The sequence below is a fragment of the Nonomuraea sp. NPDC005730 genome (assembly GCF_040630865.1).
Lineage (GTDB): Bacteria > Actinomycetota > Actinomycetes > Streptosporangiales > Streptosporangiaceae > Nonomuraea.
In genome coordinates this window covers 83,891-100,211 of the sequence record NZ_JBEXYK010000036.1, presented here as the reverse complement: position 1 = coordinate 100,211, position 16,321 = coordinate 83,891, and the positions used below count along the sequence as shown (strand labels likewise).

Annotated in this window: 11 protein-coding genes and 2 pseudogenes; 5 read left to right on the top strand and 8 right to left on the bottom strand. The window is 67.5% G+C overall.

What is annotated here, in order from left to right; genetic code table 11:
• Positions 1-230 precede the first annotated feature (230 nt).
• The 3 genes from ABZ444_RS32320 to ABZ444_RS32310 are packed head-to-tail and all read left to right on the top strand — an operon-like array spanning position 231 to position 3,373.
• Positions 231-785, top strand: coding sequence for a DinB family protein (locus tag ABZ444_RS32320; RefSeq protein ID WP_358005060.1), 555 nt, complete (start codon positions 231-233; stop codon positions 783-785).
• Positions 786-826: 41 nt separating this feature from the next.
• Complete coding sequence (locus tag ABZ444_RS32315; RefSeq protein ID WP_358005056.1) at positions 827-2,860, top strand: RHS repeat-associated core domain-containing protein; 2,034 nt, start codon at positions 827-829, stop codon at positions 2,858-2,860.
• A 12-nt stretch (positions 2,861-2,872) separates the two neighbouring features.
• Positions 2,873-3,373, top strand: coding sequence for a hypothetical protein (locus tag ABZ444_RS32310; protein ID WP_358005053.1), 501 nt, complete (start codon positions 2,873-2,875; stop codon positions 3,371-3,373).
• Positions 3,374-3,845: 472 nt separating this feature from the next.
• On the opposite strand, the gene istB is transcribed toward ABZ444_RS32310, so the two are convergent.
• The 7 genes and pseudogenes from istB to ABZ444_RS32275 form a co-directional block, all read right to left on the bottom strand.
• Positions 3,846-4,553: an IS21-like element helper ATPase IstB gene (gene istB, locus ABZ444_RS32305; RefSeq protein ID WP_358005072.1), complete on the bottom strand. Its 708-nt coding sequence runs from the start codon at positions 4,551-4,553 to the stop codon at positions 3,846-3,848.
• A gap of 68 nt (positions 4,554-4,621) precedes the next feature.
• Positions 4,622-6,099 (bottom strand): annotated as a pseudogene (gene istA, locus ABZ444_RS32300) (IS21 family transposase).
• A 529-nt stretch (positions 6,100-6,628) separates the two neighbouring features.
• Positions 6,629-7,003 (bottom strand): tyrosine-type recombinase/integrase, encoded by a 375-nt coding sequence (locus ABZ444_RS32295; protein ID WP_358005050.1) that lies wholly within the window; start codon positions 7,001-7,003, stop codon positions 6,629-6,631.
• 235 nt (positions 7,004-7,238) lie between these two features.
• Positions 7,239-10,412 (bottom strand): S8 family serine peptidase, encoded by a 3,174-nt coding sequence (locus ABZ444_RS32290; RefSeq protein ID WP_358005048.1) that lies wholly within the window; start codon positions 10,410-10,412, stop codon positions 7,239-7,241.
• A gap of 160 nt (positions 10,413-10,572) precedes the next feature.
• Positions 10,573-11,454, bottom strand: coding sequence for a hypothetical protein (locus ABZ444_RS32285; RefSeq protein WP_358005045.1), 882 nt, complete (start codon positions 11,452-11,454; stop codon positions 10,573-10,575).
• A gap of 96 nt (positions 11,455-11,550) precedes the next feature.
• Positions 11,551-12,609, bottom strand: coding sequence for a CU044_5270 family protein (locus tag ABZ444_RS32280; RefSeq protein WP_358005042.1), 1,059 nt, complete (start codon positions 12,607-12,609; stop codon positions 11,551-11,553).
• Positions 12,609-13,193: an RNA polymerase sigma factor gene (locus ABZ444_RS32275; RefSeq protein WP_358005039.1), complete on the bottom strand. Its 585-nt coding sequence runs from the start codon at positions 13,191-13,193 to the stop codon at positions 12,609-12,611. The genes ABZ444_RS32280 and ABZ444_RS32275 overlap by 1 nt, the downstream gene beginning before the upstream one ends.
• A 550-nt stretch (positions 13,194-13,743) precedes the next feature.
• On the opposite strand from ABZ444_RS32275, the gene ABZ444_RS32270 reads away from it, so the two are divergent.
• Both ABZ444_RS32270 and ABZ444_RS32265 read left to right on the top strand, forming a co-directional pair.
• On the top strand, positions 13,744-14,523 hold the full coding sequence (locus tag ABZ444_RS32270) for an integrase core domain-containing protein (protein ID WP_358005036.1): 780 nt from the start codon (positions 13,744-13,746) through the stop codon (positions 14,521-14,523).
• A gap of 119 nt (positions 14,524-14,642) precedes the next feature.
• Positions 14,643-14,954: a type II toxin-antitoxin system PemK/MazF family toxin gene (locus tag ABZ444_RS32265; protein ID WP_358005033.1), complete on the top strand. Its 312-nt coding sequence runs from the start codon at positions 14,643-14,645 to the stop codon at positions 14,952-14,954.
• A 746-nt stretch (positions 14,955-15,700) separates the two neighbouring features.
• Here the strand turns inward: ABZ444_RS32265 and ABZ444_RS32260 are convergent.
• A pseudogene (locus ABZ444_RS32260) lies at positions 15,701-16,288 on the bottom strand (serine hydrolase domain-containing protein); the annotation flags it as partial.
• Positions 16,289-16,321: the final 33 nt, after the last annotated feature.

The window sequence follows — 16,321 nt, the reverse complement described above, 5'->3', positions numbered from 1 at the left end:
GCCACGGCTACCTCCCAGGTTCCAGAGGCAGCCAGCTTTCCGGGTTCACCAGCCGAGATCAATTACCGGGTCAACGTTCAGAGACGGGCCACTAGATCACGATTGTGGCTCGTGGTTTACGGCTCGCTGGCCGGGGCTGGCTGGTTGGGAAGGAGATCGGCGAGGGCGGTCCGTATGGCGGCGCGGCTGACGCCGTGGGCGGCATAGCGCTCCATGATCCGGACTATAGGGTGCATCAGGTGGACATGACTGATCCCGCCACCCGAGACATCCTCGCCAGCTTCGAACGCGCGCGATCCATGCTGTTCAGGCGCCTTGAGGGCCTGACCGACGCCGAGTACCACTGGGAGCCGGTCAGCGACTGCGTCGGCCTGCGCCCCGGCGACGACGGCGTCTTCCGCGTCGACGCGGTCTTTCCGGAGTCGAGCCCGGATGCGCCGGACCCCGTCACCACGATCGCCTGGCGCGTCTGGCACATCGGCAACCTCTGCCTGCGCGGCTACGTGATCTACCTCTTCGACGACGCCCCCGAGTTCGGCGAGCGCGACGAGTGGCCGGGCACCGCGAAAGAGGGCATCGAGGCGCTCGCCGAGGACTGGGAGCAATTCACCTCCCGCATCGCCGCCCTTGGCGACCAGCGTCTGCTGGCCCCGATCGGCATGGGTCCCGGCGGTTGGGCCGATGAGACCTACCTGAAGCTCGCGCTGCACGCCCTGGTCGAGGTCTCGCATCACGGCGGCGAGATCGGCCTGCTGCGCGACCTGTACATACGCCAAGGCGTCTGACAGGGCCTCATCGGGGCAGTGCACACCGCCAGGGGCAGGGTGTGGACCCCGACCACCGATACTCCGAAAAACAGCGCAGCATCGACCTTCACCTGCCCGGCCATGTAGTCCACTCCGGCACCCAGCTCGCCAAGATCACATACGGGTGGGACAAGGACGACAACCTCACCACCAAGACCACCGTAGGCACCACCGGCGCGGGCACCAACACCTACGGCTACGACCACACCGGACGCCTCACCTCCTGGACTGCCCCTGGCGACGCTGTCACCAGCTACGAATGGGATGCCTCCGGCAACCGCACCAAGGCCGGCAGTGCGACCTATACCTACGACGAACGCAACCGTCTGACCAGCGGCGACGGCACCGACTCCACCTACACCCCACGCGGCACCCTCGCCACCAGCACCAAGGCCGGAACCACCACCAGCTACACCTTCGACGCCTTCGATCGCATGATCGCCGATGGCGACAGCCTCTACGCCTACGACGCCCTCGACCGCGTCGCCTCTCGCATCCGCGGCATGGGTAAGCAGACCTTCGCCTACTCGGGCCTTGGGAACGACCTGGCCGCTCTCACCGACACCAGCACCGGCGGCCTCGTGGCGAGGTATGCCCGAGACGCCGACGGCGGACTGCTCGGCCTGAAGGAAGGCGCCGGCGCTGCGGCCGCGACCCTCACCGACCTCCACGGTGACCTGGTCGCCACGGTCAACTCCACGGGCCTGACCACGAGTACGGCCTACGACCCCTTCGGCGCCGTCACCGCGCAGACCGGTGCCAAGAGCAACCTCGGCTACCAATCCGAATACACCGATCCCGACACCGGCAAGGCGAACATGCACGCCCGCTGGTATCAGCCAGGCGCCGGTACCTTCGTCAGCCGCGACACCACCACCCTGGCCCCCGCCCCATCGGTCCAGGCCAACCACTACACCTACGCCAACGCCACCCCGCTCACCGGCGCAGACCCCACCGGCCACGCGACCGAGCCTTCCACCTCATGGAACAGCGGCGGAACCTCCGGCTGGGGCGACACCTCCGCCGGCTACTCGGGTGACCCGTGCAGCGCGCTCACCGTCGTCGCGGTCTGTGGTGGCGGGAGCGGGAGTTCCATCGGCGATGGGGGAGGATCGATAGCCTGCAGTGGGGCCGCGCTCAACATCTGCGGTGCCCCCGACTTCAGCGTCGTCGCGAAGATCGACCGTAAGTGGTATTACGACAACTTCGTCCGGCCCACCATTCCGGTCTTCGACGACGAAGAGGCCGAACGGATCGGCGTCCTGCCGAACGGCAGCCCTCTTCCCAAGAACATGAAGGATTTCTGGAAGAGGAGTGCCGCAGAGCGCGACCGATGGACGGCCGTGGCTCCCTACATCAGCGAATCCGACTACGAGATCGTATGGAAGGCGGCGAAGGACGTCTCGAAGAGTCGTAAGGCGATGAAGGCTTATGCGACCTTCGCGAAGAATGTGGCTGCCGGGAAGACCGTACGGATCGAACTCACCCTGAAGCGGTGCGACAACGACAAGAGTCTCAGGACCAGCGACTGCAAAAAGCTCATAAAGCGGGAGTGGGAGAATCAGAAGGCGAAGTTGTGCGCTGCGATAACCAACACGCCCGACTGTGGAGGGGCAAACCTAACCACCGTGGTGGCGTCGGTGTTCGGGATGCCGGTGGATCTCTTCGCATTCCTTGCGAAGCAGCCGGACAACCTCACCCTCGGCGAATTGAGCACGCGCGTCAGAGATTGGGCCGCCAAAGTTCCCGGCGTCAAATGTTCATGGAACAGCGCAACTGGGCTGAACGTGTGCACGGGGCTGGAGAAGAGTTACTATGGCCGCGGAGGGATAACCATAGGCCACACGTACCTGACGGGCAAGGAAGCTTGGCAGGTCTCCCCCGGGCGACTGAAGCACGAGGCCAAGCACATGGAGCAGGGGTACTGGTACGCGAACAGGACTGGCCAATGGTATGCCTTTCTGGTCTACTATCTGAACGAGCCGCTGGATCCGTGCAAGAATAACTATGAACGGCAGGCGGATGCCGTGTACAAAACATACAGCGAATGCTAGAGGGTGGTGCTCGTGTCGCGTCTTGCGCGCCGACTGCTCCTGGTGGCCGGCGGGGCCCTTTCAATGACGGTGCTCGCCGGGTGCGCCAGCATTCCATTCCAGCATCCGGAGGCGAGGCCGGTCGGCGTGGGGTTGAACGGTAAAGGGGAGATTCAGTTCTTCGCACCGCTGTGTGACGGCGAAAGGGTGCAAAGGGTTGAAGTTGTCGACTATGACACGTTCAAGCCTTTGTGGATGGCTTCAGGTCCCGATCAGGAGATCAGTCAAGGGGGGCGGATAACTCTGGGCGACGCGAAGCAGTTCAAGCAGGTGGAGACCGAAGGGGCTCCGGACGACGTGCCGGTCATCGGGGTGAATATTCAGTTCGCCGATGGCTCGGGGGCGGGGATTCGAATAGACCGGGCGGCCGTCCCCGCCAGTATTTCCAGCAATGGGAATGTGCTCGGGTATTCCGGGCGTGAAATGTCCGAGCAGGATTTCCGTGCTCGCGTGCGAAGCGAATTCTGCTCCTGATGATCTTCCCTGGTGTTGCGTCTAAATCGTGTCTCAGAGGATTGTCAGCCAGTCGTTGATGGCGGCGATATGACCAGTCGCTTCGTAGCGGACGGCGAGTTTGTCGTACCGGGTGGCGCCTGCGCCTGCCGAAAATTACATCCGTGCAGGTCAAGCGGCAGCGGGTCCAGGTTCTCGATGCCCGTGGGCAGATCGTCATGGGTGGCCGGCACAGGACTGGGTGACGTCGCCCAGGGCGCGGTTCAGGCAGAGCGGTCGGCGGCGTTGGAGCACGCGCCGAGTGCACAGGCGTCAATCCAGGCTTCATGTGGGTGCGGGCTGGCGTGGGATCCACAATGCGGAGGTGTGGCACGATAGCTGATCAGGGTGCCCGCCGTGCTCGGTGCGTGCTCGTACGCCCCGTCACGTGTCAACGGCCGAGTGCGTGTCGCCGCTGGTGGCCAGATCGAGGTATCCACTCCCTCGTAGTTGACTATTTCTTGGTGAAGGGTCCGCCTGTCCGGGTTCGTGCCTGTTTCATGCGGAAGGACTCGCCCTCGGTAACCACGACGACGCTGTGGTGCAAGAGCCGGTCCAGCAGACTGACGGCGGTGGTGTGCTCGGGCAGGAAACGGCCCCACTGGTCGAAGGGCCAGTGCGAACCGATGCCGAGCGCGCGGCGTTCGTAGGCGGCGGCCACGAACCGGAACAGCAACTGCGCGCCGGTGTCGTCCAGCGGGGCGAAGCCCACCTCATCGATGATCAGCAGGTCGTTGCGGAGCAGGTTCTCGATCACACGGCCGACGGAGTTGTCGGCCAGGCCCCGGTAGAGCGTCTCGACCAGCTCGGCCGCGGTGAAGTAGCGCACCTTGTAACCGGCGTGGACGGCGGCCACGCCGAAGGCAACCAGGCTGTGGGACTTGCCGGTGCCCGCTGGACCGACCGCGCAGTAGTTCTCTTGGGCGCGGATCCACTCCAAACCGGCGAGGTAGTCGAAGGTCGCGCGAGGGATGGAGGAGGCGCCGATGTCGAACTCCTCGATCGTCTTGATCACCGGGAAGGAGGCGGCCTTCATCCGGGTGCGGACGTTGGACTCATCCCGCGCGCTCAGTTCGGCCTCCAGCAGGGTGCGGAGGAACTCTTCGGGGTTCCAGCGCTGCGTGCGGGCGGTGATGAGCAGTTCGGGTGCCAGGCGGCGCATGGTGGCCAGCTTCAGGCGGCGTAGCCCGGCATCCAGGTCGGCGGGCAGAGCGGGCGTGGTGGGCGCGGTCATCCGGCCTCTCCGATCCTGTCGAGGGCGTAGTCATCCAGTGACCGGGTCGGGACGGTGGGCAGGCCATCACCAGCGCGTCCCCGGCGGGTGTCGGCTGTGGCGTGCCGGATCCGGCCGCGAGAATGGAGCGGATGTCATCGGCTCGCCAGCGGCGGAACCGCATCGCGCGCTCCAACGCGGCCACCAGCGTGGCATCGCCATGGGCCGCTTGCAGAGCGGCCAACTCGACCAGATCGGCGGCCAGGCGGGTGTTGCCGGAGGCAGCCGAGCCGGTAAGCCAGGCCTCGGCGACCGGGCCGAGCGCCAGGAACGCCTTCTCCGTCGGCGTACGCGGCCGGGCGGCGCGACGCGGCGCGGGCCTGGACCCGCCGTAGTGCTCATCGCAGATCGCGGCCTCGCCTGGCGTCACCGGAGCATGGTCGGCGACGATCTCCCCGGTGCTCAGATCGGTGATCAGGAGCCGGCCGTCGGCCTCGGCGATGACGACCCGCGCCCCGATCAGGCGGTTGGGCACCGAGTAACGGGCCGAGCCGAACCGCACGCACGACAGCTTGTCCACCTTGCGTGTGATGGGCGGCTTGCCGATCGGCGGCCGCAGTGACGGCAGCGCGCTCATCACCTGCCGCTCGGTGGCCAGCCGTTCGGCCGGGACGGCGCAGATCTCCGAGTGAGTCACCGTGTTGACCTCGGCGCACCAGGCGCGGGCGGCAAGATTGGCCACCATCAGGTCCTCGAACGGCGCCTGCGGGACGACCAGGTCCCGCTTGGCGTAGCCGACCAGGTTTTCCACGATCCCCTTCGACTCTGGATCGCCTGCCTCGCACCAGTCGGGCCGAAAGCCGTAGTGGGTGGCCAAGCGCACGTAGTCGGCGGTGGGAATGACCTTGTTGGCGACCACGCCGCCCTTGAGGCAGCCCATCCGGTCGGCCAGCACCACCTTGGGCACCGCGCCCAGAGCCTCGAAGCATTCGGCCAGGAAGGCCAGCGTGGTGGCGGCGCGCTCGTTGTCGGCGAAGCGGACGAACCGGAAACGTGACCAGGCCAGCACCGCGCAGAACACGTGCAGCCCGTCGCCCGCGTCGCCCCAGTCGATAACCAGCATCTCACCCGGCGTCCAGATGGCCGGGCGCCGCCCGCGCGGGTTGGTCCGCCGCCAGTCACTCTTGGCCTGTGCGACCAGCCGCCGGAAGTTCCGCGCCGACCCGCCGTACCCGGCTGCCTGCGCCAAGGGCAGCAGCCGCTTGGCCGAGATCTTCGCGTGCGTCGCGCGGACCTTGTCGGCCACCAGTTGGGCGACCGTATCGTAGTTGTGGTCTCGTTGCTTGCGGGGCGGCGCCTTGTCCCCGGCCAGCGCCCGTTCGATGATGCGTTTGACGGTTTTGTGGGTGGTGCCGCACATTTCAGCGGCCCCACGATAGGTGCCTACCTCGCGGTAGGCAGCGATGATGTCCATGACTTCCCCCGAAGATTTCATGGCCCGGCAGACTCCCTGAGCGGTGACCTTGTGACTGGCTGACACCGTCACGATCACCGTTCAGGGGCACACCCCTCCCCACGACACACGGACAGGCATACGAGACGTGGGGACTTAAAACTGGCCACCAGTGGTGACCTCAACCCGGCCACCTGCGGCTACTTTTGCACGGCCACGGACATCACGCGTCGTCATAGCCCGGCAGTGCTCGACACGCAATGCGCGCGAAGGCGGCACGAACTACCGTCAAATGGCACTCCGCGACACTAAAGGATCTTGCTTCTAATCCGACGGTCGCAGGTTCGAATCCTGCAGGGCGCGCTTTGATCATGGCCTGACCTGCGGCTATGCGGGATCGGATGCGTTCTAGAATTTTCGTCTAGCGGTTGCGTGCTCCGTGCGTGCTCGGTTGCACCAACCCTGCACACACCATGATCATCCGGCATCTCCGAGCCTGTGCGGCAAGAGCAGCGGCCTCGCCTCGCCGCGAGCAGGCGACGAACGCGGGGCCGGACGCCTAATCCGACTGTCAGCTCCTCAACGAGACCACTCTCCCGCTCTCGCCCTGGTCCCCCTTGCCGAACAGCAGGGCCGCGGTTTTCTCAGCGGGGGCTGTGGCCACCTGCGGGTAGACGGAGGTGTAGGTGTCGGCGGTGAACGCGCTGGAGGTGTGTCCCAGCGTTTCCTGCACCACCTTCATCTCCACCCCGGCCGCCAGCATCAGTGAGGCGGCCCCATGGCGGAGGTCGTGGAGCCGGATGGGTGGCAGGCCGGCCAGGTAGGCCAGCCACAGGAACTGGTCGGAGACGTGCTGGGGGTGCAGGCGGTTGCCGTCGGGCTGGGTGAACACGAACCCGGTGTAGCGACGCCGGGCTCCGGCTCGTCCGGCACCTGTGGCCGCCAAGGAGCGGCTCGTTCGGGATGCCGTTCACTGTCATCCCGTCCACCAGAATCTTTTGCTTGCCGTAGGTGTGGCGGGGCTGTTTGGTCCAGGGCTTGCCGGGCGCGGTGCTGCTCGTAGCACCGTTCATGGCCTGCGTACCGGCAGTGCCACTCGGTGCAGGTGTTCTGATCGCAGGCGCGCACATGTGCGGAGCCGGAGGCGACGGTGGTCGTCTCCGGCTCCGCGGCTGGGGAGGTTATCCGACCGCGTAGGCGCGGTGGATGGTCTGGCTGACGCGGTTGTCCGCGGTGTCGGTCACCGTGGTGCGCAGGGACACGAAGCCTGCTGTGCGCGGATTGTCGATCCGCGCCGTCCAGGCCGAACCCTTGGCCCTGACCCGGATGTCGCGCCAGGTCACTCCGTCATCGACGGACATCTGCAGGTGGATGGAGTTCACGGCCGCCGCGGGAGCGCCGGGATTGCGTTCGATCCAGAGGGGCACCCGGGTGGACGATCCGGGCTTGGCCCGGTTGTACTCGTCCAGCCCCTTGGGGGCGTAGCGGACCGCCGACAGGGGGAGCGCTCCCCGCTCGGCGGTGTGCGCCGAGCGGAACGTCCACGTCGACTCCACCCTCGTGGAGAGCGTGGAGTACGGCACCTGCCGATCGGCCGTCGCGCTGAGCGTGTACGTCGCGGGCTTCGCCGGGACGCCGGCGGTCAACCGGCAGGAATCGAGCTCCCACGGCCCGCACCTGGTGTAGTCGATCGTGGAGATGACCTGACCATCCCTGGCGAGGCTGACGGTGCCGGTCGCCGTGCCGTCCATGCCGACCCGGCCGGGCACGCCCTCGGAGAACAGCCGGCCGCCGTCGAACACCACGGTGTCCCCCTCTCGCCAGCCGCCCACGGTGGCGAAGGACGGGCCGCTCACCGCGACGCCCCACGTCTGCCGATCGCGGCCGTGGCCGGTGGGTTCCGTGGCCCCCGTGACCGCGGATTCGCCGACGCGCAGCGCGCTGGACCACTTGTGCCCTCGTGTCCGGTATTCCGTGAGCTTGCCCGGCAGCGGCACATCGTTCGTGGGGGTCAGGAATCCGTCGGAGAGGCCTTCGATGGCTGTCGCCACGAAGTAGGTGCCCTTCGCGGCCGTTCCGGCGCCGCGGAAGGTCGTGGTCACCTTGTCGAGGTCCTTCACCCTGGCCGTGTAGGTGGGGTCTTCGGGGATGCCGTCCTGGCGTTCGTCCACCAGGTCGTAGCGGACGGGGGTGGGGGAGGCGTCCTTCTTGTGGAAGTGCATCCTGCTGATGTACTTCAGTCCGGGCTGCTTGGAGCCGAGCACGAAGTACACGGAGCTGGGGTCGGGCCTGCCTCCGGACCAGCCGAGCCACCATGAACCGTTGATCACCCACATCTCGACCCATCCACTGGTGACGGCCGTGGGTTCGTCCAGGGTGAACCTGATCGGTTTGGCCTTGCGCGTGTCCAGGATCACCTCCGTGCCCTGTTCGCCGACCTTCACCGGCAGGTGTGTGGTCGTGATGCGTGATCCTTCGTAGATGTCCGCGTACAGGCTCCACTCGCCGGCGGGGAGCCGGTAGGTGTCCGGCGCGCCGCGCAGGACCATCCGAACGCTCTCGCCCTTGCCGTTGTAGAACTCCCCGACCGCGTCGACGGGCCGGCCGTCGGTGCCGAGTGCGCTGATCTTCACGTCGTAGGCTTCCGGCTCCACGTACGCGGTGGCGACGGTACGGATGAGAAGGTCACCCGATCGGGCGGTGACGGTGCCCGAGTGATCACCGGGCTGTCTGCCGGTCCCGTCGATCGTCACGGTGACGGACGCCGTGCCCTTGGCGGGCACCTCGACCCGCTGTGCCGAGGTGCGCAGCACGTCGCCGTCCACGGTGAGGTCGAGCGTGACCGGGGAATCGCCGGCGTTGGTGTAGGTGAGCTCCTTGGCCGCCCGCCGCTCGCCGGGTTCGCCCCAGCGGAAGACCGTGCCGATGTTCGCGGGACTGGCGTACACCTGCTGACCGATCGCCCGGACCACGTCGACGCGTCCGGCGCCCTGGTCGAAGTGGGTGGCGCCGGCCTGCGGCGCGGCGCTGCCGATGAGCGCGGCCTTGAGCTGCTCCCCGTTCCAGTCCGGGTGCCGCTGGGCGAGGATCGCCGCCGCGCCCGCGACGTGTGGCGCCGCCATGGAGGTGCCGCTGTGGGCGACGTACGGGCCCTCTGCCGTGCCCTGCGCGGCCGCCGCCGTGATGTCGACGCCGGGGGCGGTCACGTCGGGCTTGATCGCGTGATCGCCCAATCTCGGGCCGCGGCTGGAGAATCCGGCCATCTGGTCGGACTTGTCGACCGCGCCGACCGTAAGTGCCGCGTCGGCGCTGCCCGGGCTGTTGACCGAGCCGGGTGTTCCGTCGTTGCCCGCCGCGACGACGAACAGCGCTCCCGTACGCGCTGACAGGGTGTTGACGGCGTGCTCCAGCGGATCGACGCCGGGCGTGTCCGGGCCGCCGATGCTCATGTTGATGATCTTCGCCTTGACCTCGGCGGCGGCCCACTCCATGCCTGCCAACAGTGCCGATTCGCTGGGGTACTCTCCGCCGACCTTGCCGAACGCGATCTTCGCCCCCGGTGCGACACCCCGGTACTTGGCTCCGGCTCCTGCCACGATGGAGGAAACATGGGTGCCATGTCCAACGTGGTCGGTGATGTCGGGTTCGTCGGAGAAGTTGCGCGACTGCGTGACCACGTCCTTGAGATCGGGGTGCGTGGCGTCGTAACCGGAGTCGAGCACGGCGACCGTGACGCCGGCTCCGGTCAGCCCCTGGTGCCACGCCTGCGGGGCCCCGATCTGCTTGACGCTCTGGTCAAGGGTGATGCGCCGCTTCCCGTCCAGCCAGATCTTCGACTTGCCCGCGGCCAGTGATCGGGCGCCGCCGACCAGGCTCTGCCAGGTCTGGCCCGCTGACACCTTGGGAACGCTCGTGGCGGCCAGCCCCAGCCCGGCGAATTCCTTCGCCTTCCGCGTTCCGCTGAGCGTCTGTGCCGGCTTCCCCTCGGCTGACTGCACGATCAGCGGTATCTCCGCCTTGTGGGCGTCGCCGTACCGCCAGGCGAGCAACTGCGTGACGTCGAACAAACGCTCATCCAGCAGACCCTGGGCCAGCAGCCGCTTCGCGTCCTCTGGAATGACGTTGAGGTGTCCCTGACGGCGCTGAACGTCGAAGCGTTCCTTTCTGCCCGGTCCCGGCTCGATCCGGTGACCGTTCGCGGTGACGGTCACCCGGTCACCGGTCAGCAGCGTCACCGAGCCCGACACCTCGGTCACCGGAGATGCCGGCTCTGCCGCCTGCGCGGCGCTCGTGGATCCGCCGGCGATGAGACATCCCGCCACGAGCATGGCGAGGGTTCCGTGTGTTGATTTCATCTGCTCTCTCGTGGTCGATGTGCGGAGAGTTGCTCGTCCGATGGAGCAGAGACGCTGATGGCCTGGGAAGCGACTCTGCCGTGCCACCGGCAGGAACCTTGGAGGCGGACGAATCGAGGTGCCGCTCGCGCGCCACGAGCGGCACCTCGGGAGTGCTGGGTCAGCCGAGCTTGTGGTAGATCCGGGTCGGGACCGCCTGGGCCGCGCCCTCCCTGCCGAACTCCTGGTAGACCCGCGACGTGATCTCTACGGCCTTGGGGGAGTAGGCGGGGTAGAAGTCCTTGCCGCACTCCAGGTCCTTCAGCGCCGCCTTGATCTCCTTGTCCAGGTACGGCCTGGCCTGCGCGGGCTTCAGGTTCGGCCGGAAGATGACGGTCTTGCCCTCGGCGTCCTTGGGTAGTTCGCCCTTCCACGTCTTCTTGGCGACGTCCGAAGCCTGCCGCACGATCTTCGTGTGGCTCAGACCGTCCAGCGCGGTCGGCTCGGTCCGGCTGACGCCCAGGCACGTGGCGAACTGCTTGCCGAGCTGGACGAGCTTCTTGTCCTGGTCCAGGACGCTCAGCGACTTCCGTACCGCCGCTTCGAGCTGGTCGCCGTAGTCGTCCTGGGAGGTGACGGTCTTGCCCAGCACCTCCTTGACCGCCTGGGAGAAGCAGGCGTCGTCGGCGGCGTGCCACTTCTTCAGCTGGCCGGCCGAGAGTGACATCAGCATCTTGTTGTTCGGGTTCTCGTGCTGGACGGGGTTGACGACCTTGTCCTTGGGATAGACGTTCGGTGACCAGACGCCGAAGCCGTACTTGGTGCGATATGCCCGCAGCGCCGCCAGGTCCCCCGCGAGCCGCTCCTGCTCCCCGGGCTGCCACGTGTAGCGAGGCTCCGGGGAGGCCACGTAGTCCAGGCCCCGCTCCGTCATGCAGGCGACGCGCTTGGCCTCCAGTTGCGTCTGCTTCTCGTACGCGGCGGCGTCCCCCGACGGCGACGCGGTGAGGCCGCCGAACGTGCCGGCGAGCAGGGTGGCAGCGACCACCTTGGCAACAAGCATGGATGTTCTCCTTCTTCCTTGAGGGCATGCCGGATCGATCTGAAGGCATGCGAAACAGAACTCACGGCCGGAATGGCCGGATCAGGTGGGAAAGTCTCAGCAGGGGATCTTCATGCGGGACGCCTTCGGCGACACCTGGGGCAAGGCGGGGGCGAGATCGACGGCGAGGACCGCGCTGCCGGTCACGGTGCCCTTCTTCTCGGTGTACTCGACGCCGGAGGACACCTTCACCTTGCGGTCCCTGGTGCTCACTGTGCGTTCACCCAGATAGTGGTAGGTCGTCCGATCGAAGATCAGCTCGGACCGGGTGCCGTCGCCCTCGTCCATGGCGGCGGCCAGGCCGGGGCGGCCGGCGGCGTCCACGGCGTCGCCGACGAGCACGATGCCGTCCAGCCCGGCCGCGACCTGGTACAGCGCGGCCCCCAGGCTGGGCCGTATCACGGACTCGCGGACCAGGCCCTGGAGAGCGCGCCAGACGCGCAGCGGCTCCTCGCCCGTGTCGGCCACGATCTTCGCGCGCACCTGGTCGGGATCCGTCGGCCACGCGCCAAGCCGCGCGTAGGCCGGCTGGCCGGGACAGGTTCCCGGCTCGTACACGATGTCCTCGACGCCGTGGTCCCAGTATCTCCGGGGCGCCGGTCCCGTGCCCGACAGGCTCTGGCTGCGGCTCAGCCAGGGCTTGCCCACGTCGGCGGCCTCCCACCGCTCTTCGTTGACCATCACCTTGGTATAGAGCGTCCGGCCCGACTCGTCCTTGGTGTGCAGACTGCGCTGGGCCAGCGTCTTGAGGTGCACGTACTGGCCGCGGGCAGGCACCGTGTCGGGGCGGTCGCCAGCGGCCCGCGCGGCCAGGGTGAGCAGCGCCTTGGCGTCAGCCGGAGGAGCGGCGAGCAGATACCCGGGGGTACGTGGATCGGAGCCCCCCAGACTCGTCTGGGTGACGATGACGCCGCCGGTGAGCATCACCGCCATGGCGCCGACCAGGGCGACGCGCCGGATCGGCAGCCCGGCGGGCCACCCGCGGCGCGGACGGCGCAACCGTGACGCCCGTGCTTCGCCGGTCAGGCGGAGAAGGCGGTCACGCCCCCTCGCCGCCACCTCCGGCGTGGGCTCGGGCTCGGCGAACACGGCCTCGACCAGCTTCAACTCGTCCATCACCACTCCCCGATCGGGTTGACGTCGCCCAGGGCCTTGCGCAGCTTCCTGCGCGCCCTGTTGATCCGGGACCCGACGGTCCCCACCGGTATGTCCAGAGCGGTGGCGATCTCCTCGTAGCCCAGCCCGCCGAACACGAGCAGGAACACCACGTCGCGATCGCCCTTCGCCAGCCCCTTCAGCCCCCGTACCAGCTCCGGCCGGCTGGCCCGCGCCGCGAGTTGCGCGGTCACCCGATCCTCGTGCCCGTCGATGGATTCCTCGGCAGCCACCTTGCTGAGCGCGTTCAGGCGGCGGCCCTCCCTGCGGCGGTGACGGGCCACGACGTTCGTGGCGATGCCGAACAACCACGACCGCACGGTTCCCCGCTGCGGGTCGAAGCCGTGCCTGCCGTTGAACGCGAGCAGGAAGGCGTCCGCGACCAGATCCTCGGCCTGCTCACTGCCGAGCCGGGCGGCCAGATAACGGTGGACCTCCTGGAAGTACCGGTCGTACAGCAGGGCGAAAAGGTCGGGACTGTGCAGCGACCGCTCGACCACCGTGACGTCTTCCATCACGTCGTTGGCGTCAGGTGGTGCAGTCATGGCGTCCTTCCGAAGGCAACTGTCATCCAGTGTTCGCCGCTCGGCAGGTTTTCTTCACGGCAGTTTCCGTCCAGGCAGGGCCGGCCTGGCGTCCGGCGAGCGCGGACTCAGACGCAGCTTCTCGGCTTCAGGGACGTGGACCAGGCCGGGAGCATGCCGGCGATTCGCCCCCGAGGTATGGAACAAGGTTCACCCGTCAGCGTGTGGTTGCCCTGTGCGGTGCCAAAACTCGCCCATGGCGTCTGACCTGGCCTTCTATCCTCAGCACTCGTGTTTCTACGCCTGCTGTATCTGCTGATGGTCCGGTTGTTCGGCTGGTTGGCGCTTCTCGCGCGAGGCGACACTTCCAAGGACGTGGAGATTTTGGTGCTGCGTCATGAGGTCGCCGTCCTGCGTCGTCAGGTTTCCCGGCCGCAACCGGACTGGGCCGACCGGGCGCTGCTGGCCGCACTGGCGCGGCTGCTTCCTGCACGGCTTCGCCTCCATCGGATCGTGACGCCTGGCACCTTGTTGGCCTGGCACCGCCGGCTGGTCAGCCAACGCTGGACGTTTGAACGCGACCGGGCGTCCACCGATCCCGAGCGAGCTACGTCATCTGGTGATCCGACTGGCCAGGGAAAATCCCCGATGGGGGCACCGGCGGATCCAGGGGGAACTGCTCGGCCTCGGCCATCGAATCGGGGAGGGCACCATTCGCCGGATCCTCGCCGCGGCCGGCCTCGGCCCAGCGCCACGACAGACCTCACCGACCTGGCGACAGTTCCTCACCTCGCAAACCTCCGGCATCCTGGCCTGCGACTTCCTGCACGTCGACACTGTCTTCCTCAAACGCTTGCACGTCCTGTTCGTCATGGAGATCGAGACACGCCGCGTGCACGTGCTGGGCCTCACCTCCAACCCCACGGGCGCATGGACCACCCAGCAAGCCCGGAATCTGCTGATGGACCTGGGAGAACGCGCCGGCGCGTTCAAGTTCCTCATCCGGGACCGTGACGGCAAGTTCTCCCGCTCCTTCGATGAGCTGTTCACCGCCGCCGGCGTGCGAGTCATCAAGACACCCGTCCGGTCACCACGAGCGAACGCATTCGCCGAACGGTTTGCGGGAACGCTACGCCGTGAGTGCCTCGACCACCTGCTCATCAATGGTGAGCGGCACCTGCGTAAAGTCCTGACCGAGTACGAACACCACTACAACCAACATCGCCCGCATCAGAGCCGTTCCCTCCGCCCGCCGTTGCACGATCCCAGCGAGGTGATCGATATGGCCTCCCGGATTTCACCGTCGAAGGACCATACAGGATTGATCAGCGAGTACCGCAGAGCAGCCTAATCGTCCGGCAAACGCCCAGCTCAGCAGCAGTATCCGCGTTTTGGCGCCGCACAGGCCGACGAGCGCGTCACCGCCGAGGACATCACCCGGGCCGCTGATGAGCGCCGTGGCGAGGCCGCTTGAGCCACCGATTCGGCGAGCTGTGGACCGTCCAGCTCGGCAACCGCAACGAGGTCCGCCTGATCGTGTCCGGCGACTTTTACCACACGCTGTACGGCGACAACGTGCTCACCGCGCACGTCGAGGCCGCCGACATGGCGCACGCCCTGACCGCGTTCGTGGTCGACGTGGGCGAGGGCCGCGCCGCTATGGTGGACCGAATCAGCACCGTGGCGGCCGTCCGGCTCAAGTCCAAGGTGAGCGACCTGGCCGACGATCAGCTTGCCGCCGTGCGGGGCATGATCGCGACCATCTTCGGCACCGCCGGCTGACGGTCGCCCTGCACTGCCCCGCACGGCCTGGCAGTCCGCCTTTGGGAAGCGGTTCAGGAAGGTCCGGACTGGCGGAATCCATGACGGCCCGCTCGTACGCGGCGGAGGCTCGGCTGTGCGACAGGGAGTCGGGGCGGCCGGCCACGCCCTGACGGCCACCCGCGCCTCCCCACACACAGCGCCCCGCTGATCGTCCCCGGGCACAAACCGACGCGCCAACGAAGGGCACTCCCCCATGAGCGCCGACACGCCCCCGGGACACCCCCAACGGCGTCCGCCGGAACGACCTGAGCAGGCGGACCAGGCACGACGCCTGGCCGAGCAAGCAGTCCTCGCCGACGCCGCACTCGCCCCGCAAGGCAAGGTTCCGGTGACCGTGGTGCACCGGTGACCCCGACTCCGACGCGGATATGCGGCTGATCTGCGAGGTCCTGCCCGCGATGGCCGAACAGACCGGCCCCTTGGCCTTCCGCCAGGGCGGCAACGACTACGTCACCTACATCTTCGCCCCGCCGGACGCCGCTGAGGCGGCGGCCACATTAGAGGAGAGGTCCGGGCCATCGCCCCGCCGTGGTGGCGGGTCGTACCCTCGCTGTATGCGCGGTGAGGGCGCTTATCGGCACCAACTGACGTCGGCGACGGAAGCCATCGTCGATCGTGGGACCCGGCACGGCTTCGTCCTCTACCTGACGCGTGACCGCAGGAGCCCTCCTCAAGGTGGACGGGGCTCAGGTGGAGCGGCCCCGTCAGCGCGCGGTCTTCGCCCCGCAGAACACTTCCTTGAGAAGGTTGTCCAGCAGCTTGGGGAACGCCGCCAGATCGCCTGCGCGGTCCCCGGTGGTGACCGAGGCGGTCAGGGTCGTCTTGCCGTCGGGGCTGCTGTACATCAGCGCCGAGTAGCCCCCCGTGGCGCTGCCGTTGTGGTTGTAGACGATGCCGCAGTCCGGGGCCGGCTTCTGCACGTATATCCCGAGGCCGTAGCTGCCGAAGATGCCGGCGCTGCTGGGGTGCGGAGTGCGCATCTCGCTCAGGAGCCGGGCGGGGATGAGCCTGCCGCTGTTCAGCGCGGAGAAGAACGTGTGCAGGTCTTGGGTGGTCGAGATGATGTCACCGTTGCCGGCCTGCAGGGACGGGTTCTGGCGGGAGACGTCGATCACCTTCCACTGGCCGGGGACCTCCTCGTAGCGGTAGTAGCCGTGGGCATGCGGCCCGGGGATGTTCGTGGTGCCCGGCAGCACCGTGTGCCGCAGCCCGAGCGGCCGCAGGATCCGCCGCTTCATCTCCTCGGCGATCGAACGGCCGCTGACCTTCTCGATGAGGATCTGGGCCAGCGTGTAGTTGGTGTTGAAGTGCGACTAGAGAGCAAA

Excerpts from the sequence above, each read along its gene's own strand:
- istB (WP_358005072.1), bottom strand. The coding sequence starts at position 4,553 with ATGCGCCGCCTGGCACCCGAACTGCTCATCACCGCCCGCACGCAGCGC.
- ABZ444_RS32290 (WP_358005048.1), bottom strand. The coding sequence starts at position 10,412 with ATGAAATCAACACACGGAACCCTCGCCATGCTCGTGGCGGGATGTCTC.
- ABZ444_RS32285 (WP_358005045.1), bottom strand. The coding sequence starts at position 11,454 with ATGCTTGTTGCCAAGGTGGTCGCTGCCACCCTGCTCGCCGGCACGTTC.
- ABZ444_RS32280 (WP_358005042.1), bottom strand. The coding sequence starts at position 12,609 with ATGGACGAGTTGAAGCTGGTCGAGGCCGTGTTCGCCGAGCCCGAGCCC.
- ABZ444_RS32275 (WP_358005039.1), bottom strand. The coding sequence starts at position 13,193 with ATGACTGCACCACCTGACGCCAACGACGTGATGGAAGACGTCACGGTG.